General features: G+C 37.2%; 16 protein-coding genes and 1 other RNA gene. 13 read left to right on the forward strand and 4 right to left on the reverse strand.

What is annotated here, in order from left to right:
• Positions 1 to 16: 16 nt before the first annotated feature.
• A complete protein-coding gene (locus ACQKTA_RS09875; RefSeq protein ID WP_427813593.1) occupies positions 17 to 1,057 on the reverse strand; it encodes an AraC family transcriptional regulator in 1,041 nt (346 codons plus the stop codon).
• Positions 1,058 to 1,168: 111 nt separating this feature from the next.
• On the opposite strand from ACQKTA_RS09875, the gene ACQKTA_RS09880 reads away from it, so the two are divergent.
• The 9 genes from ACQKTA_RS09880 to ACQKTA_RS09920 all read left to right on the forward strand — a co-directional run bounded on the left by ACQKTA_RS09880 (position 1,169) and on the right by ACQKTA_RS09920 (position 9,674).
• Positions 1,169 to 2,488, forward strand: coding sequence for an MFS transporter (locus ACQKTA_RS09880; protein WP_427813594.1), 1,320 nt, complete (start codon positions 1,169 to 1,171; stop codon positions 2,486 to 2,488).
• Positions 2,485 to 3,942 (forward strand): rhamnulokinase, encoded by a 1,458-nt coding sequence (rhaB, locus tag ACQKTA_RS09885; RefSeq protein ID WP_427813595.1) that lies wholly within the window; start codon positions 2,485 to 2,487, stop codon positions 3,940 to 3,942. Before ACQKTA_RS09880 ends, rhaB begins: the two co-directional genes overlap by 4 nt.
• A gap of 28 nt (positions 3,943 to 3,970) precedes the next feature.
• Positions 3,971 to 5,251, forward strand: a complete 1,281-nt coding sequence (rhaA, locus tag ACQKTA_RS09890) for an L-rhamnose isomerase (RefSeq protein ID WP_332580691.1) — start codon at positions 3,971 to 3,973, stop codon at positions 5,249 to 5,251.
• Between the two features lie 114 nt (positions 5,252 to 5,365).
• Positions 5,366 to 6,163, forward strand: a complete 798-nt coding sequence (gene rhaD / locus ACQKTA_RS09895; RefSeq protein ID WP_427814544.1) for a rhamnulose-1-phosphate aldolase — start codon at positions 5,366 to 5,368, stop codon at positions 6,161 to 6,163.
• The gene (gene rhaM, locus ACQKTA_RS09900; protein WP_427813596.1) at positions 6,160 to 6,471 is read left to right on the forward strand and encodes an L-rhamnose mutarotase; all 312 of its coding nucleotides are present in this window, start codon (positions 6,160 to 6,162) and stop codon (positions 6,469 to 6,471) included. The genes rhaD and rhaM overlap by 4 nt, the downstream gene beginning before the upstream one ends.
• A gap of 71 nt (positions 6,472 to 6,542) precedes the next feature.
• Positions 6,543 to 7,697: a lactaldehyde reductase gene (gene fucO / locus ACQKTA_RS09905; RefSeq protein WP_427813597.1), complete on the forward strand. Its 1,155-nt coding sequence runs from the start codon at positions 6,543 to 6,545 to the stop codon at positions 7,695 to 7,697.
• 41 nt (positions 7,698 to 7,738) lie between these two features.
• Positions 7,739 to 7,906 carry a hypothetical protein gene (locus ACQKTA_RS09910; RefSeq protein ID WP_332580687.1) on the forward strand — a complete coding sequence of 56 codons (168 nt, stop codon included), beginning with the start codon at positions 7,739 to 7,741 and terminating at the stop codon, positions 7,904 to 7,906.
• 404 nt (positions 7,907 to 8,310) lie between these two features.
• Positions 8,311 to 8,670, forward strand: coding sequence for a hypothetical protein (locus tag ACQKTA_RS09915; protein WP_427813598.1), 360 nt, complete (start codon positions 8,311 to 8,313; stop codon positions 8,668 to 8,670).
• A 92-nt stretch (positions 8,671 to 8,762) separates the two neighbouring features.
• The gene (locus tag ACQKTA_RS09920; protein WP_427813599.1) at positions 8,763 to 9,674 is read left to right on the forward strand and encodes a restriction endonuclease; all 912 of its coding nucleotides are present in this window, start codon (positions 8,763 to 8,765) and stop codon (positions 9,672 to 9,674) included.
• 110 nt (positions 9,675 to 9,784) lie between these two features.
• On the opposite strand, the gene ACQKTA_RS09925 is transcribed toward ACQKTA_RS09920, so the two are convergent.
• From ACQKTA_RS09925 to ssrS, 3 genes are all read right to left on the reverse strand, one after another.
• On the reverse strand, positions 9,785 to 10,255 hold the full coding sequence (locus ACQKTA_RS09925) for a universal stress protein (protein WP_332580686.1): 471 nt from the start codon (positions 10,253 to 10,255) through the stop codon (positions 9,785 to 9,787).
• A 58-nt stretch (positions 10,256 to 10,313) separates the two neighbouring features.
• Positions 10,314 to 10,598: a hypothetical protein gene (locus ACQKTA_RS09930; protein WP_407856018.1), complete on the reverse strand. Its 285-nt coding sequence runs from the start codon at positions 10,596 to 10,598 to the stop codon at positions 10,314 to 10,316.
• Between the two features lie 65 nt (positions 10,599 to 10,663).
• A non-coding RNA gene (gene ssrS, locus ACQKTA_RS09935) (6S RNA) lies at positions 10,664 to 10,857 on the reverse strand.
• 119 nt (positions 10,858 to 10,976) lie between these two features.
• Here ssrS and ACQKTA_RS09940 point away from each other — a divergent pair.
• From ACQKTA_RS09940 to ACQKTA_RS09955, 4 genes are all read left to right on the forward strand, one after another.
• Positions 10,977 to 14,495, forward strand: a complete 3,519-nt coding sequence (locus tag ACQKTA_RS09940) for a hypothetical protein (RefSeq protein ID WP_427813600.1) — start codon at positions 10,977 to 10,979, stop codon at positions 14,493 to 14,495.
• An 86-nt stretch (positions 14,496 to 14,581) separates the two neighbouring features.
• Positions 14,582 to 15,049, forward strand: coding sequence for a MarR family transcriptional regulator (locus tag ACQKTA_RS09945; RefSeq protein ID WP_427813601.1), 468 nt, complete (start codon positions 14,582 to 14,584; stop codon positions 15,047 to 15,049).
• 181 nt (positions 15,050 to 15,230) lie between these two features.
• Complete coding sequence (locus ACQKTA_RS09950; RefSeq protein ID WP_427813602.1) at positions 15,231 to 16,640, forward strand: MDR family MFS transporter; 1,410 nt, start codon at positions 15,231 to 15,233, stop codon at positions 16,638 to 16,640.
• Between the two features lie 115 nt (positions 16,641 to 16,755).
• A complete protein-coding gene (locus ACQKTA_RS09955) occupies positions 16,756 to 17,253 on the forward strand; it encodes a serine acetyltransferase (RefSeq protein WP_427814545.1) in 498 nt (165 codons plus the stop codon).
• The last annotated feature ends 34 nt before the right edge of the window (positions 17,254 to 17,287 follow it).

Here is a 17,287-nt window from a genome sequence, read left to right on the forward strand (position 1 = left end):
ATAAAACCCTCACTTTTTATAGAGATAAGTTTAGTGTAGCACTTTTTATTTCGAGTAGCACTGGCTTATTTCGTCGTATCAGGGGTTTAATGTTTCTAAAAGCATTAGGAAGATCACCATAGGCCGCCTTAAATTCTTTGTAAAAATGACTGCGATTTTTTAAGCCAATCAATTCAACGATATTACTGATGGATAAAGTCGTGCTTTCTATTAAAAACCTAGCTTGTTTCATCCGTTGCTTAGTCAACAGCTCAGAAAAAGTCGCATTCGTTTTTTTCTTGATGATATTACTTAAATAGTTTTTATTATAGCCTAATCGTCGAGCTGCTACTTCAAGGGAGAGTGTTGCATACTCTTTTTCGATTAATTTTAATGTATCGATGACTACTTGATTATTGGTTTTATCTTTTTGTTCTTCATAAAAATCATATTTGCAATTACCGATCAATTCGGTGAATAGGATAGGGATATATAAAGTGATGATTTCATTAGCGAATATAGGTTCAGAAAAATATTTGTCGATCATTTGATCTAAAATCATTTGAACATGTTCATTTTGAGCACAACGAAAAATCAAATATTCTTTTCTTGATCGAGTAGCGATCGTTTGAGCCAGAAAATTAAAAAGTACACTATTTTTATCATTCAAACTAGATAACCAATCGATATCGACACGATCATTTGGAAAAATAATATTGATCAAAATATCATCTTCTCCATGTTCACCGAGGGAATGAGAAGAACCACGATCAAGTAATAAAATCTCTCCTTGTTGAATGATTTCACGATTACCATTGATATATTGAATAGATTTACCTGAATAAACATAATTTAGTTCTAAAAAATGATGGCTGTGTTTAGGATAAGGGGCAAAGCGCGGGTGCTTACTAATATAAATAGAGTTATTTTTTAAGAAGTATTCTCTTAATAAAATCATATCACTCTCATCTGTTTGAAAAGATTTTGCGGGGATATCCATTACAAATTCTTTCTTTTGAAACTGTTCTTTTTCGATCTGATTATGGTGTTTTAGATACTCTTTTACAATTGTATGCATGTCAACACATCCCTGTAAATTCGTTACACTCATTCTATATCCTCGTCATTGAAAGCGCAACCAAAACATTCGATAATATGCATGTAAATAAATTTAAGGAGCGAGAAAAACATGAGTGGACAAAGCAGTGGAGGAAAGAAAGAAACGATTGCTGTTTCCTTGACCAATTATTTAGATTCAGGTTGTATCGTAGCCGGCGCAAGTGGTTTGACATTGTGGGCAGAACATTTTGGTTTGAGCAGTTTCTCTGTTGGATTACTGGGAGCCCTTAGCGCAAATGCTTTTGGTGCTGCTGTAGGTGCTTTGATCGGAGGACATTTATCAGATAAATTTGGACGTAAATTCATCTATACCTATAACTTATTGATTTATATGTTTGGGGCATTATTTATTATTTTTGCTATGAATTTTCCGATGTTATTAGCTGGATTTCTAATTATGGGCTTGTCTGTAGGAGCTGGCGTACCAGCCTCTTGGTCATACATCGCTGAAATGGCACACCCTGATTCTAGGGCACATAATATCGGTATCTCACAATTAGCTTGGTCGTTAGGACCAGCAATTATTTTCACATTAGGTGTCATCTTAGCCCCATTAGGTTTGGTAGGAAATCGTTTGTTATTTGTATCGTTAGTCGTTGTCGCATTGATCGCTTGGATTTTACAACGTCAACTAGAAGAATCTAAAGATTGGGAAGAAGAAAATGCTCGTCAAGCAGCATTACAGGAATCTGAAAAAGCTCATCCTTATCGGGATTTATTTTCAAGTGTTGCTAATAGAAAGTCAATTGCGTTTTTAGTTGGTGTTTACTTGTTTTGGAACTTAGTCGCAGGAGCGATGGGATTCTTCATGCCATTCGTATATGAAACGGTTGGCGGTTTGACTAATTCGCAAGCGAATATGCTACAAGCAGCTTTGTGGGTCTTAACTTCATTGGGCTCTTACTTTGGTTTTGCAAAATTAGGAGACAAAGTTGACCATCGTAAATTCTATTTTGTAGGCGCTTTATTAGCAGTAGCTTCTTGGGTGGTCTTAACATATGTTGGGATGTCTTGGATCGGTTTATGGGTATTCGTTATCCTGTGGGGCGTTTCTGCTGGGATCGGTGCACAAGCTTTCTATGCATTATGGGCATCAGAATTATTCCCAACGAAATATCGCGGTGGTGCACAAGGCGTAATGTTCTTTTTGGTACGTGGAAGTTGTGGTGTTTGGTCGATTATCTTCCCGATTATTTTAGCCAACTTAGGTTTTACCGTAGCAGGAACAGTCATGATCGGTCTACTAGTGGTTTCATTAGTGATCGGAACGGCATGGACTCCGAAAACGCGTGGCAAAACACTTGAACAAATTACGCAAGAACGTTATGGCAACAATGAGCAAGTTGTGAATGATATGGATATTTCTCGTGGACAAGAGGTATCAAAATGACAAAAACATATGTAGCAATTGATATTGGAGCATCTAGTGGACGATTGATGCTTTCGGAAAAAGATCCATTCGATAAAATTTCTTTGGAAGAAATCCATCGTTTTAAAAATGGATTTTCAATGATTGAAGGAAAGGACTGTTGGGATGCAGACCATTTGATCACAGAAATTTTAATTGGTTTAGAAAAAATCAAAAAGCGAGGAATTGATACTTGCTACGTAGGGATCGATACTTGGGGCGTTGATTATTGTTTACTAGACAGTAATGACCAGCCGTTGAAACAACCTGTAAGCTATCGGGATTCACGTACGAATGGAGCAATGGAGGAATTTGATACAAATTTTTCATTACAACAGCTCTATGAAAAAACAGGGATTCAACTGCAACCTTTCAATACTGTTTTCCAATTACTAAAAGAAGAAACAGAAACATTGACTCAAGCAAATAAATTATTATTGATGCCCGATTATTTGGGCTATGTTTTAACAGGAAAAGCTGTTTTAGAAAAAACCAATGCGTCAACTATGCAACTGATGAATCTAAAAACACGAAAATTAGACGAGGCTATTTTAACAGCAATCGAAATAGATAAAGCATTATTTCCTAAAATGGTCGAACCAGGATCAATTCTAGGACCAATCCAAAAAGAAAAATTTCCTGAATATGATTTACCAGATGCAATATTTATCTCGGTAGCATCACATGATACAGCTTCTGCTGTAGTCGGAACCCCAGGAAAAGGTGAGAATTGGGCTTACATCAGTTCGGGAACTTGGTCGTTAATGGGGGTTGAGATGGCGGAAGGTATTTCAACTCCGGCAGCTTTTGATGCCAATTTTACAAACGAGTGGGGAGTTCAAGGAACGATTCGTTTCTTGAAAAATATCATGGGTATGTGGTTGATCCAAGAAGTAGCCCGGATACAAGAATATCAATATTCCTATCCGGAATTGGCTGAACTAGCAAGTAAAGAAGAAGCATTCATTAGTTTAATCGATGTCAATGATCCACGCTTTATGAACCCTAAAAATATGATTGAAGAAATCCAAAATTATTGCCAGGAATATGATCAAAAAGTTCCTCAGACACCAGGTGAGTTGGCGCGCTGTATTTACGATAGTTTAGCATTATGTTATGCCGTCGAATTAGAAAACTTAGAAGCGATCACAGGTAAAACGATCACACAACTTCATATCGTCGGTGGTGGGTCTAATAATGATTTCTTGAATCAATTAACAGCAGATGCTTGCGGTATCAATGTATTAGCTGGACCTGGAGAAGCAACTGCTATTGGTAATATCATTGTTCAAATGGTTGCGACAAATGGATTCGGTACCTTAGCAGAAGGACGCGAAGGAATCAAAAAATCATTTTCATTAAAAGAATTCGTACCGCAAAAAGATAATCATCAAGCAATCGAAAACTATCAAGCATTAACGAGATCATTCGTATAAAACGTATAAAGAAAAGGGAGATTTTAACATGACAAAAACAGTTGAAGAACGTTACCAAGAAGCAAAAGTTCGTTACGCAGAAATCGGTGTCGATACAGAAGCAGCTTTACAAAAATTACAAGAAGTAAAAATATCGATGCATTGCTGGCAAGGCGATGATGTTAAAGGCTTTTTAAATCCCGATGGAGAATTAACTGGCGGTATCATGGCGACAGGAGATTATCCTGGAGCAGCCCATACACCGGATCAATTACGTCAAGATATGGAAAAAGCATTAGCGTTGATTCCTGGTAAACATAAAATCAATTTACATGCGATTTATTTAGATACCGATGAAGCTGTCGATTTAGACGAAATTGAACCAAAGCATTTTGAAAAATGGGCAAAATGGGCGAATGAACAAGGTGTCGGTTTAGACTTTAATCCTACATTCTTCTCTCATCCGATGATGAAAGACGGAATGACTTTGGCACATCCTGACAAGGAAGTGCGTGACTATTGGATCGAACATGGGAAACGGAGCCGTAAAATTGCTGAATATCTAGGGAAAGAAACAGGACAAACATGTATCAATAATTTCTGGATGCCAGATGGTATGAAAGATAACCCGATTGATCGTTATACACCGCGTAAACGAATGATGGAATCGCTAGATGAAATTTTTGCAGAAGATTTAAATGAAGCATATACACAAGAAGCTGTCGAAAGTAAATTATTCGGGTTAGGTGCTGAAGCATATACTGTAGGCTCACATGAATTCTATATGGGTTATGGGTTAACTCGTGACAAATTAATTTGTTTGGATGCCGGACATTTCCATCCAACCGAAGTCATCTCAAATAAATTATCCTCACTAGCATTATTTTCTAAAGGAATCATGTTACATGTCTCACGCCCTGTTCGTTGGGACTCTGACCATGTAGTGATTATGGATGATGAATTACAAGAAATCGGTAAAGAAATCGTTCGGAATGATTTATTGGATAAAACAAATATTGGCTTGGATTTCTTCGATGCAACGATCAATCGAATCGCTGCTTGGGTAGTCGGGACACGTAATACTCAAAAAGCATTATTAAAAGCGATGTTGGAACCAACTAATGAATTAAAGCAAATCGAATTGGAAAATGATTATACCAAACGCATGGCATTTACGGAAGAATTGAAAGATTTCCCATATGCTGATGTCTGGAACTATTTCTGTGAACAAAATGATGCGCCTGTTGGTATGAACTGGTATGAAGAAGTCATGAACTATGAACGTGATATTTTATCTACTCGAGATAAAGAATTAGCAGCAACAAAATAAAATATGATCGTGTAAGTGAGTCTTCCTAATGAAGACTTCTTTCACGGATCTGCAAAGAAAATTTTGGAGGAATCAATCGTGAAGAATATCATTGAAGCACCGTTTGTAAAAGAAATGGTGGATGTGACAAGCAATCTATACCGTTTGGGTTGGGATGAAAGAAATGGCGGAAATGTTTCGTATTTATTAGATGAGGAAGTGGTTCAAGAATACCTTGATCCGGCAAATATTTTACGCACGATTCCGATGGATTTTGATGGAACAGCACTAGCAGGTAAGTATTTTATCGTCACTGGGTCAGGTAAATATTTTAAAAATGTCATTCAAGATCCTGCGAATAATTTAGGACTGATTCGTGTTTCAGAAGATGGACATGGCGTAGAATTATTGTGGGGTTATACAGATGGTGGTGTACCCACTAGTGAATTGCCCGCCCATTTGATGAGTCACATCGCTCGATTAGAAGTGGATCCAGAAAATCGAATCGTGATGCATTGTCATGCTAGTCATCTGTTAGCAATGACTTTCACACATGAATTGACTGCTAAAGCGATCACTCGGACACTTTGGGAAATGTGTACTGAATGCATGGTTGTTTTCCCAGAGGGTATTCAGGTATTGCCATGGCTGATTCCAGGTTCAAATGAAATTGGACAAGCCACAGCAGAAAAAATGAAAGAAGCTCGCTTAGTCCTATGGTCATTCCATGGTGTGTATGGTGCCGGCCGTACAATGGATGAAACTTTTGGTTTGATCGAAACAGCAGAAAAAGCAGCACAAATCTACACCTACGTTCAAGCTCAAGGCGGAGTTCGTCAAACAATCACAGATGAAAATTTTATTGATTTAGCAAAACAATTTGGAATTACACCTAATCCAGAATTTTTTGAAGCGCAGGTGACAAATATATGATCAAAAAAGCGGTTCGCATGAAATTGTATCCTGAGTTGAAGGCAGAATATGCCAAACGTCATAATGAACTATGGCCCGAGATGCGTAAAATGTTAAAAGATCACGGAGCGATCAGTTATTCGATTTTCTTCGATCCAGAAACAGATTATCTTTTTGGTTATTTAGAAATAGAAGACGAAGCGGAATGGGCCAAGACGGCGGACACAGAAATCAATCGCAAATGGTGGGATTATATGGCAGATATGATGGAGACAAATTCGGATAATTCACCAGTAACAGTTGATTTAGAACAAGTATTTGAATTGTAAAAAGAAGCTATTCGTAGTTTCTTTTCATCAATTTTTGTGAATATAAACACAATTAGGGAAGAGGATAAACAATGACAGTAAATAGAATGATATTAAATGAAACTTCTTATTTTGGTCAAGGAGCGATCAAAGAAGTCGCTAACGAAGCTAAAAAACGTGGATTCAAAAAAGCGTTGGTTGTTACAGATAAAGATTTGCTCAAATTCGAGGTAGCGACTAAAGTTATCGATATTTTAGAAGAAGCTAGTTTGGCCTACGAAATTTATGATGGTATCGTGCCGAATCCTTCTATCCAAGCTGTTCAGACCGGTGTGGAAGCCTGCCAAAAAGCCGAAGCTGATTATATCATAGCTATTGGTGGGGGTTCTCCAATCGATACAGCAAAAGCTATTGGGATCATCATAGAAAATCCGGAATTTTCGGATGTTATTAGTTTAGAAGGAGTTGCTGAAACGAAAAAACCGGCATTACCAATTTTAGCAGTGCCAACAACATCTGGAACAGCAGCGGAAGTGACGATTAATTATGTCATCACTGACACTGAAAATCAGCGTAAATTTGTTTGTGTTGATCCACATGATATTCCAGTAGTTGCCTTTATCGATAGCGATATGATGATGGGAATGCCTAAAGGATTGTGTGCATCAACCGGGATGGATGCTTTAACGCATGCGATTGAAGGGTTCATTACTAAAGGGGCTTGGGAAATGAGTGATATGTTACATCTTAAAGCAATTGAAATCATCAGTCATTCATTACGTGATTCAGTTGCGGGTGATCAGAGGGGCCGCGAGGAGATGGCGTTAGGCCAATACATTGCAGGCATGGGATTTTCAAATGTTGGATTAGGATTGGTGCATGGAATGGCGCACCCATTATCTGCTTGGTATAACACCCCACATGGTGTTGCCTGTGCTACATTACTGCCGTTGATCATGGATTTCAATAAAGAAAATACTGGGGAAAAATACCGAGAAATCGCCATTGCAATGGGAATTAAAGATGCTGTTGACATGTCGTTGACTGATGTTCGTGTTGCAACTGTAAATGCGGTCAAACAATTGGGGATCGATGTAGGGATTCCACAAAGTTTATCTGAACTTGGAATGAAAGCAGCAGATGTTGAACAAGTTGCTAAGGATGCGTTTCGTGATGTTTGTACACCAGGAAATCCAAGAGAGGCATCTTTAGAAGAAATCATCGAACTATATAAATCAATGTTGTAAAATTTTTGATCGTCGTTGCTAGCAGATCTAAGGAGAAGAGGATGAAAAAAGCAATTTATCAGGTTTTAACAGAAACAATCAAAGGTGATAAAAAAGAAAAACATTTTAAAAGTTATCGAGAAGCGCTGTGTTGTGCAACTGATTACATCCATGTAAAAGCAAGTAAAATTACTCGGCAAGGCGAAGTGATCAATACATTTAAATTTTAAATATTTCATTAGACTGTAAAGCTACTGCTGATTTGGCATACTTTTACAGTCTTTTTATTTTTTATTAGAAAACAATTTGATCATCAAATATTAGCCAAAACATGCTAGCCTTAAGTTATTATGCATGTTCAACAGCATTCAAATAGCTTTTAAAAAAAGAATCAGGTACACTACATTAGAATAATATTAATTTAGCATAAATGAATTAGGAGAAAATTATATGGAAGAATAGAACTCGCATTGATTTATTTGATTTATTGAGTAAAAAAATGGGCCTAAAGGCTGGTTTAAAATAGATGAAGTATTTTTAGAAGAGAGGAATGAAATTGGTCACTAGCACTACTTCTTTTTACGACAATCATTTACTTTTTAATGAGCACCAAGAAAAAAGCTTTCAGGAAGAAATGACACGCTATCCGACGATTGAGATTGGACGTGTGAGGTTTTACGAACCCGATAGTGTTTATTTAGAAGGTCGAAATCCAGTGTCGGAAGTTGGAACTCTTTTTGTGGCAGGAAAAGCTGCATGGATTGTTTTTGATAATTTGCTTGAAGATGTAAGAGTCATCCAGGAAGAAACGGTGGAATTGAATATTTCAACGTTTGTAGGAAAAAATATTGCTAAAATCACCTATAACGGCATTGTTTTAGAGCTGACAAATATGAAGCAGTGGGAACGCTTATCCAGTCATGTCCAAACCATTGAAATGGAATCGGTTCAGACCTATATTTCAGCGTATCAAAAAAATATCATGAGCTTTTAAAAGAGCATCGCACATTATTTATCAGTTATACGGATAATTTCATCACTAAATTTGTACCACAATCCTTTTTTTATGATTTAGAATTTTTATATTTGGTAGACGAGTGTCTATTAAAAGCGGATCAGAAATTCAGTGCGGTTCGAATCATTGATTATTTGACGGCAACTCGAATGGCTTATGCGAAAGAACATGGGTATGATGGTCGTGAGCTTCATTTTAAAGACAGTTACGCTGAAACAATCAAAAACTTTGAGTTATTGAAAAGCCTATTTAAGAAAAAAATGATTCTCGACGAAGCGACTGCGACTTTTGTCACGCACCAAATATTTTGGAGTCGCTTAAAGCATCATAGTGCTACTGAATGGCATACAAATTACGGTAATTCTTTTAGAGATTGTGTAAAAAACTTAGCAGCATATATCGAAGTTTATGCGACCATGTCTGAAATCATTCCAGATGATACACGCAATATTACCTTGTTTACTTTATATATGATGGAGATGACTTCATTTTTAGAAAAAGAAAATTATGTATATAGTTTGAGAACAGTTGAAAAGTTAGTTGAAAAAATTTTACATGACCGGCAATTGGAGCAATTTGAACAATTTTTGTTAAGCCAAGCATCAAAACCCAAAATCACGATTGAAGATATCGATAAAATGAATGCTGAAGATTTTAAAGTATTCATCGCCGGAATCTTTAGAGGTTTGGGATATGGGGTTGAAATGATTAAAGAGGAGACTGTTCCATCAATAAATTTAATCGCCACGATCAAGACAGCTTCATTAGGAATCCAAGTCAAAAAAATTTGTTTTCCACTTGGTGATGCGGCGATTCAAGAGATTGCGGAAGACTTAGCAACACTCTCTTTACAGGAAGGCTTGGTTATTACCAATGCCACTTTTACAAAATCAGCAACTGAATTAGCGAAAGAACATCGAATCGTTTTATGGGATCGTAAAAAATTGATTACGGAACTTGAAAATAAGCTAATTATAAAGTGAAATCCAAAAGTCAGATGCAAAGTATAGATAGTAAAAGGAGCATAGCCAATGTTGGCTATGCTCCTTTTACTTCGTATGAATACGCTGATTCTTTTGGTATTCTGATAAACTTATTTTTCTTCAACTGGTACTTTATTTTCCAAGTCAGTACGTACGATCAAGACATCACAAGATGCATTGCGAATAACGTATTCTGAAACAGATCCGATGAATAAACGTTCAACGGCATTCAAACCAGTGGCTCCCAACATAATCAAATCGATTTGATTATCTTCAGGAATTTGTTTAGCGATCATGACTTTTGGCGCACCGTATTCAATGACTTTATTGACGGTTGAAACGCCAGCTGTTTTTGCTTCAGCTTCATAATCATCTAATGTTTGTTTTGCCATATCAGTTGCTTGTTCTGCCAAAACATTATCAAAAGAAGAAACTGTTTGAAACGCACGTGTATCAATAACATTAACAAGTAATAATTCTGCTTGGTTCCGTTTTGCCACGTTTACCGCTTTTCTGAAGGCTAACTCTGCTTCGTTAGATCCATCGATTGCTACCATAATTTTACTGTACTCTTGTTCCATCGTTTCCAACTCCTTTTCACACTTTTATTTTAAAACAAAACATCAAAAAATGGTACTATTAACCTTTTTTCGTTTTAGCGCCCATCATCAAAGCAAAAACGGCCGCTATCACTAATAGAGCTACAAGATAGATCATAGAATAAGCGCGATGATCGATCACTCCGATAACTAGTCCAATGATTCCTAAAAACGCATAAAGGTAGCCAAACTGTCTTAAAAAACTCAAAGCATCTTCTTGGTCTTCTTGACTGAACAAAACTAAAAAACCAGCTGGCTTTTTGATTAAATAATAGCTGCAAAATAATACGATCAAAGCCAATACAAATAACAAAATACGGATCATGATTTTCCTCCAATACAATAAAAAGCAATTTGCACGAAGCAAATTGCTTTTATTCCATAAAAAATGGAAATTCCGTCGATGCCGTTATAAACCCGGTAGTATTGATCCCGCAAAGTCTAGCAGGTGGGTTCCATGGTCTAAGTATCGAACTACCAAATGAAAAGGCATGTTACCAACTTTGACACAAGACAGATCCCAAGATATCAATAAAAATGTTCGGTCAACACTGTAATGGGTAATGCGCACATCACAGAACTTCCATCTCAATCATAGCACAGAGATTATTGTGACGCAACGAAGTGGCTTATTACAATAAATTGTATGAACCAAAAACGTTCTCGCCTTCTATACGTACATTGTATAAAAAAGGAGGGCAATATGTCAAAAAAAATTGTTTATATTTTGCCAATTATATATATCTTATTATTTTTAGCTGTTCCACAAGAAGCTCAGGCTCAGTCATTAGAACTGATACCAGCTGTAAAACAAGAAGCGTTATATCCAGTAACTGTCGATGGATTCAAGCGATTATTATTAGACATAGATGAATTAGGAACGGCCGAGGAATATGAAATCTTGTTAGATGGTGAATTAGATCTAAGCCAGACTTTTGTTGGAAGAGATATTGTTGCAAAAGATCCTTCGCTTGATACGGTAACATTTATGAGCATTGAAAGTCAGTTGAATTTTAAAGGAAAAACAAAAGATGCCTTTCTCAAATTGCCCGCTCAAAGTTTTATGGGTCAAACGGCCAGCTTTAGTAATTTGACAATACAAGCGGATGAGTTATATGGAAATGGTCACCGTGTACTGTTTGAAAATATTCACCATGTGGGAAAAACGTTCCTATATGGCGGAGGTAGCCGAAATTTAATTGGCGATCCCAAGCTTTTGTTTGATCAAGTTACTGGTGGTAATTGGGAAATTTATGGTGGAAATGAGAAAGGAATAGTAACTGGAAATATTCAAATAAACATACTAAATATGACAGGGACGATTGATCGTTTATGTGGCGGTTCTGTTAATGGAAAAATCGAAGGGAATATCACGACCGAAATAGATTCTATGGCAGGATATTTAATTGATTATTATGGCGGTGTATTAGGGACAGAAGCCGACCCAGTGACTGTAAATGGTGAGATCAAAAATAAGATTGCTTCTACTAATCCAAATTTTATTTTGGGTAATTTTATTGGCGGTGTCGCAGTCGGAACAACTGGGAAAATAAATACCCAGATTGAAGGTAAAGGAAGTTTTTCAACCAACGGATGTTTGGTAGGCGGTTCTCAAATCGGTGACATCAATGGCGGGATTACTACTTCGATCGATTCTCGAGCCTTTCAGCAAGGGGAACGCAGCTATGTTGGCGGCAACCAAAAACGGGGAGCAATTTATGGTTCGATCACAAATAAAATCTATGCCGGTAGCGCTAATGCAGGGTCATTTAAACGAATCGACGGTGCCGGTAGTCTAGAAATCCCAAAAGTCAGTTTGACTAATTCAGAAAGTTTACTTCCAAACGTAGATTTGAGCGACCCGCAAAAGCGTACATCAGAAGAGCTTGCTTATGATCAATTAACCCCAGATGCACGTTTGTCTTTAGCTAAAAGCAAAACAAATTTTTTAGTTGTAGGGGATGTGACGACGCAAATATTAGGCGGATGTGTCAGCGATGGTTTAGGAATGGATCATATACTCACTGGCGCCGGTGCTAGCGGTGTAGTCAAAGGAAATGTTTACTTGAGTTTAGGTGAGGCGAGTTTGGCTTACAGTAAAAGTTGGGCTTTACGAATGGAACAATTAGGCAAAGATCCGAATCGATTAACATCAGAAAATTTTTTAGGCGGCCTTTACGGCTTCAGTATAGCAGCTGGCGGTGGAAGTACTCAACAAACGTTAGAAACGAGTTTATATATTCAAGGGAATACTACATTAGACATTCATGAAGCATTAGTTAATTATGCCTATGGTGGTAGTTTCAGCGGAATTGTCGAAGGTGATTGTCAGGTTATTTCTAGAGGCGGACAATCAAAAAATATTTTTGGCGCTGGTGGCGGTTGTTACCGAATTTATGGAAATAGTTTGTTCGAGATGATCGATGGAAAAATCGAGAGCGTTGGTGCTGCCGGCAGTGAGAAAGATCGTCGAATGATCGGTAATGCGGAGGCAAAAATATCTGGTGGAGAATTTTTAGGGACTATCGTAGGAACCCATGGATTGGCCTCCAACCATCTAATTGATGGAGATGTCAAAACACATATCAGTGGAGGTCATTTTGTTGATAACAATAATCCAGTAAAGATCATCGGCAGTGTTGCTAAAGAAGGGATGATCAGTGGTGACATCGATCTGCAAGTAACGGGTGAAGTGGAATTGCCGGATGATAGTCAAATTATTGCTGGACGCCCTAAAGAAGCCAATGCTAAAAATTATCTCGGAAGTTCAGATAAACAGATCTTTTTTACCATGAAGACGGATCAGCAATTTTCAGGCATTGAAATTATTGGAGATGGGTCAGACAATATTAAAACGATATATAGCCCGAAGATTGAATTAACTATTGATGCACCAAAAAGTGAGTTCGCTTTGATCCAAGGAATGGTAAAAAATAGTTTTGCTGGAGAATTAGCTCATGAGGTAGCGATCGATATTCAAGCAGCTAAAAGCATTAGTCGATTGATTGGATCCGATTCGACTAGTTTTACGAATCACTTGGTTGCGAATAGTAAAAATAATGTCGTGCTAAACATTGGAACAGCTGAAATAAACGAACTAATGAATTTTACACATTTGACTATATCCGACCAGCTGACTGCTCAGAAGATTTTAAATGGCAGTAACGCGACAACGGATAATTTTGCTCAAAATTATTATCAGTTTGGTGAGATAGAATTAATTGGAAAAGCCATTTTAAAGGTAGCTCAATTAAAAACGGGTTCTTTGAAAGCAGCAACGGGTTCAGAGTTGCATTCACCTGCTGGAGCAGAAAATATTTATTTAGACCATTTGCTAACAGAGTCACAGTTAACTTGGCGGATGTTGACATCAAGTGGACAACAAACGATTACCGGTAATTATTTTGGGATACAATCAGGGTTTGCTGTTATGACTTTTATAAACCAGGATCAAGCATTATCACCGGCTAACTTTATTGGATTTGATGAGTATGGGTATTCCTACACCGGTGATAAAAATGGAAACATCGGTTGTGCTATCGCAGCAACGATTCTTGATTATCACGTAATCAGTCCCTATGGAGAAATTAACTACCGGCCAATACCTTCAGAGAATGAATCTTTACCAATGGAAGTATGGGGGAATGGAACAAATAAATCAGGAAAAGTGGTTGTTCCATTGAATAGTCCAGACCCTTTGGAAATCACTTTTATGGAGTCTGATTTATTCGAATTTATGCAGGCGGAAGTAAAAATAAGCAAAGGAGAAGCAAAACAACTCACTGAAATTACTTGGCAGCCAGAAAGAGGCTATTCTCATCAATTAAACGCGATGTTTCAACCAACGATTGAAACGTTGAAATTAGTATCTGTTCCCTCAAGGATTGATTTTGGGACACATTCTGTTGGACGAACAACAATTTTTTATCCGCAAGTATTTGGGGAATTACAGATCAAAGATACAAGGAGCGGAAAAGAAAATTGGCAGCTGACAGTGCAGGCTAAATCAGATACTTACGGTGAATTATTTTTCAATAATCAAGGCCGAGCGTATTCAATTGAAGAAGCATATCTATTAGCAGAAAATCAGGGTTCCTTCACAACTGATTTTAGTGACTGGGATACAGAGCAAGGACTTTTTCTATTACTTGATAAAGAACGGCAAAAAATAGGAAGTCATCCGATCACCTTTCATTGGGTGTTAACGACAAAAGTTGAATAACTTTGTTGAAAAAGAAACAAAAATATCCTAGAATGATGGAGCACGTATTAGCGCAAGTAGTCTATGTGAATAGATAGGAGAAAAAGATGAGTAAAAGAGAAGAAGTCTTAGATGGCTACAGTGCTGTATTCAATAAGCTTGCTTGGCTCAATAAAGTAAAAATGGAACAAGCGTTGTCTGGTTATACAGCCTCTGAAGTACACTGTATTGAATTTATTGGGAAAAACGAAGATCCTAACGTAACAAAAATGGCGGAATCTCTTTATATGACTCGTGGTGCAATCAGTAAGTTAACAAAAAAAATGCTGAAGAAACAGTATATCGAAAGTTATCGCAAAGCAGAAAATAAAAAAGAAATTTATTTTAGCTTAGCTGAAGAAGGCAAACAGGTTTTTGAGCTTCATGAAAAATTGCATGAAGAATTTACAGAACGCGATAAAGAAGTCTTTGATCCAATTACAGATGAACAATATGAAGGTTTTTTAAAATTCCTCCAACGTTACGATCAGCATCTGAATCGAGAAATTAAGGAACAAGGGATTAAAATCAACTAGGAAGTAGTCGAAGGACTGCTTCTTTTTTATTTTTATATTTTTGTTGACAAAGAAACAAAAAAGTCATATAGTTTCCTAGGAAACAAAAAATATTTGGCTGCAGCAAATGATTTCACGTTAGTCTTGATCAAAAAGGCGAAAAATAATAATCAATTCTCTTAAAAAATGAAAGGAGTTTATTATGACTCAATCAAATAAATTACCAAAAGAAGTACTTTCAGCCGCTTGGGCAATTGCTTTAGGAGCGATTGCGCCGATGCTGGATTCTACGATGGTCAATATCGCCATCGATCAATTGACCAAAACATTTCAAACCGATCTAGCTATGATCCAATGGGCGATCACGGGTTATGTATTGGCGATGGCCATGGCAGTGCCGATCGCTGGCTGGTTAATGAATCATTTCAATGGAAAGAAAATTTTTATTGGAGCAGTTATCTTATTCGGGATCACTTCGATCCTTGCTGGAATTAGTTGGAACGTCACTAGTTTTATTGTCTTTCGATTATTACAAGGTTTCAGCGCAGGGATTATTACACCACTAATGTCTACGCTGCTGGTTAAAACTGCAGGACCAGAAAATGTAGGTCGGGTAATGGCGATCGTTAGTACGCCGATGATCTTTGGACCAATCTTAGGGCCTGTGCTGGGAGGATTCATTGTCCAAGCTGCTTCATGGCGCTGGATTTTCTTTATCAATGTTTTCATTATATTGATTGCTGCACCATTAATGACAAAGACTTTGCCGAACTTTGATCCCTTTAATCGCAAGAGTAAACTAGACATTTTTGGCATTGCTGATTTGTCGATCATGAGTGCAGCACTGATTTATGGTATTTCAAAAGCTGCAGATCACGCAACATTCAAAAATAGTGAATCATTGCTAAGGACAGGTATTGGGATTATTTGCTTAGTTGTCTATATCTTTTATGATCGATTCAAAAAGCATGCGACTGTGTTACCATTAACCATCTTTTCACATCGGAGTTTCAAAGCCTCTAGTATCGGATTATTTTTTGCCAATATCGCAATTATGGGTCCAATGTTGATCTTGCCGCTCTTTTTCCAAAATTTCCGTCACTTTTCAGCGATGGAAGCAGCAATCGCAATGATTCCCCAAGGAGTAGGCATGTTGATCACTCGTCCATTGATTGGCAAAATGATTGATAAACTAGGTGCGAAATACGTCGTCATTGTCAGCTTGATCATTTCTTTAATTGGTACGATTCCACTGGTATTCGTTACCAATACTACAAGTATGGTTTGGATCGCATTGATTCTATTTATTCGGGGTACTAGTTTCGGCGGGATCAATCTTCCATTAACTAGTGATGCGTATACTGGTTTGAAAGATGAAGAATTGCCGGATGCTGGAGTCGGAATCAATATCATTGAAAATCTTGGCTCAAGTTTTGGTTCAGCGATGATCGCAACTGTGGTAGCAACAGTACTGCAAGGGGCTCAGCCAACTATTACTCATCAATTAGCTGCGTATCATGCAGGCTTTCTTGTATCTGTCATCGTCTTGGCTTTGATCTTCATTCCAAGTCTATTCTTAACGAATAAAACTGTGAATGGAGAGAACCATTAATTCAAATAGTTAAAAATTCAATAATTTAGAATGAATTGATACAATAAAGTTAGTACTTTAAGATGAAAGTTGAGGGACTAATATGGAAACAATGACCTTTGAATAATTATTAGAAATAAATTGCTATTCAAAAGATGAGAGTGAAAAAGCTGAAGCTGCTGAATTATTAGAAAAATGGTTCGGTTGCGAAATACAATGTGAGCAAATCGATAGAAGTGTTTTATTCGCTCACCATGCTCGAGGATGTACGATTGTTGCAGCAAAACTTTCTCAAAGTGTGGTCATTTATCAAAATGTTACACTTGGTTCGAACATGCGATATAACAATATTCAAAATAAATGGGAAAATATGGGGAGCCCAATCCTTGCAGAAAATGTTATCGTAGCTGATGGAGCAAAAATTCTAGGTCCTGTGACCATCGGTAAGAATACAGTAGTTGGAGCAGGTGCGATTATTACAAAAGATATACCGGAAAATAGTATCGCTTTTGGTGTTAATCAATATAAATCAAAAAATCCAGCTTACGATCTTGTTTTTAAACAACCAATGCCTTCTGGTGAAGAAATTATTGAAGTCGATCGCCAACGAATTCGTGAGTTTGACAATCAGTAGTTTTTGTTAAATATACAACGATTTTTATATTTGA

Origin of the sequence: Enterococcus sp. 22-H-5-01, from assembly GCF_050310005.1 — a bacterium.
In the GTDB taxonomy this organism is placed as follows: Bacteria; Bacillota; Bacilli; order Lactobacillales; family Enterococcaceae; genus Enterococcus_A; species Enterococcus_A hailinensis.

Bases quoted from the DNA above. Each gene is read 5' to 3' on its own strand.
- fucO (WP_427813597.1), top strand. From the start codon at position 6,543: ATGACAGTAAATAGAATGATATTAAATGAAACTTCTTATTTTGGTCAA.
- ACQKTA_RS09880 (WP_427813594.1), top strand. From the start codon at position 1,169: ATGAGTGGACAAAGCAGTGGAGGAAAGAAAGAAACGATTGCTGTTTCC.
- ACQKTA_RS09915 (WP_427813598.1), top strand. From the start codon at position 8,311: ATGACACGCTATCCGACGATTGAGATTGGACGTGTGAGGTTTTACGAA.
- rhaD (WP_427814544.1), top strand. From the start codon at position 5,366: ATGGTGGATGTGACAAGCAATCTATACCGTTTGGGTTGGGATGAAAGA.
- rhaB (WP_427813595.1), top strand. From the start codon at position 2,485: ATGACAAAAACATATGTAGCAATTGATATTGGAGCATCTAGTGGACGA.
- ACQKTA_RS09925 (WP_332580686.1), bottom strand. From the start codon at position 10,255: ATGGAACAAGAGTACAGTAAAATTATGGTAGCAATCGATGGATCTAAC.
- rhaA (WP_332580691.1), top strand. From the start codon at position 3,971: ATGACAAAAACAGTTGAAGAACGTTACCAAGAAGCAAAAGTTCGTTAC.
- ACQKTA_RS09945 (WP_427813601.1), top strand. From the start codon at position 14,582: ATGAGTAAAAGAGAAGAAGTCTTAGATGGCTACAGTGCTGTATTCAAT.
- ACQKTA_RS09940 (WP_427813600.1), top strand. From the start codon at position 10,977: ATGTCAAAAAAAATTGTTTATATTTTGCCAATTATATATATCTTATTA.
- ACQKTA_RS09910 (WP_332580687.1), top strand. From the start codon at position 7,739: ATGAAAAAAGCAATTTATCAGGTTTTAACAGAAACAATCAAAGGTGAT.
- ACQKTA_RS09950 (WP_427813602.1), top strand. From the start codon at position 15,231: ATGACTCAATCAAATAAATTACCAAAAGAAGTACTTTCAGCCGCTTGG.
- ACQKTA_RS09930 (WP_407856018.1), bottom strand. From the start codon at position 10,598: ATGATCCGTATTTTGTTATTTGTATTGGCTTTGATCGTATTATTTTGC.
- rhaM (WP_427813596.1), top strand. From the start codon at position 6,160: ATGATCAAAAAAGCGGTTCGCATGAAATTGTATCCTGAGTTGAAGGCA.
- ACQKTA_RS09875 (WP_427813593.1), bottom strand. From the start codon at position 1,057: ATGCATACAATTGTAAAAGAGTATCTAAAACACCATAATCAGATCGAA.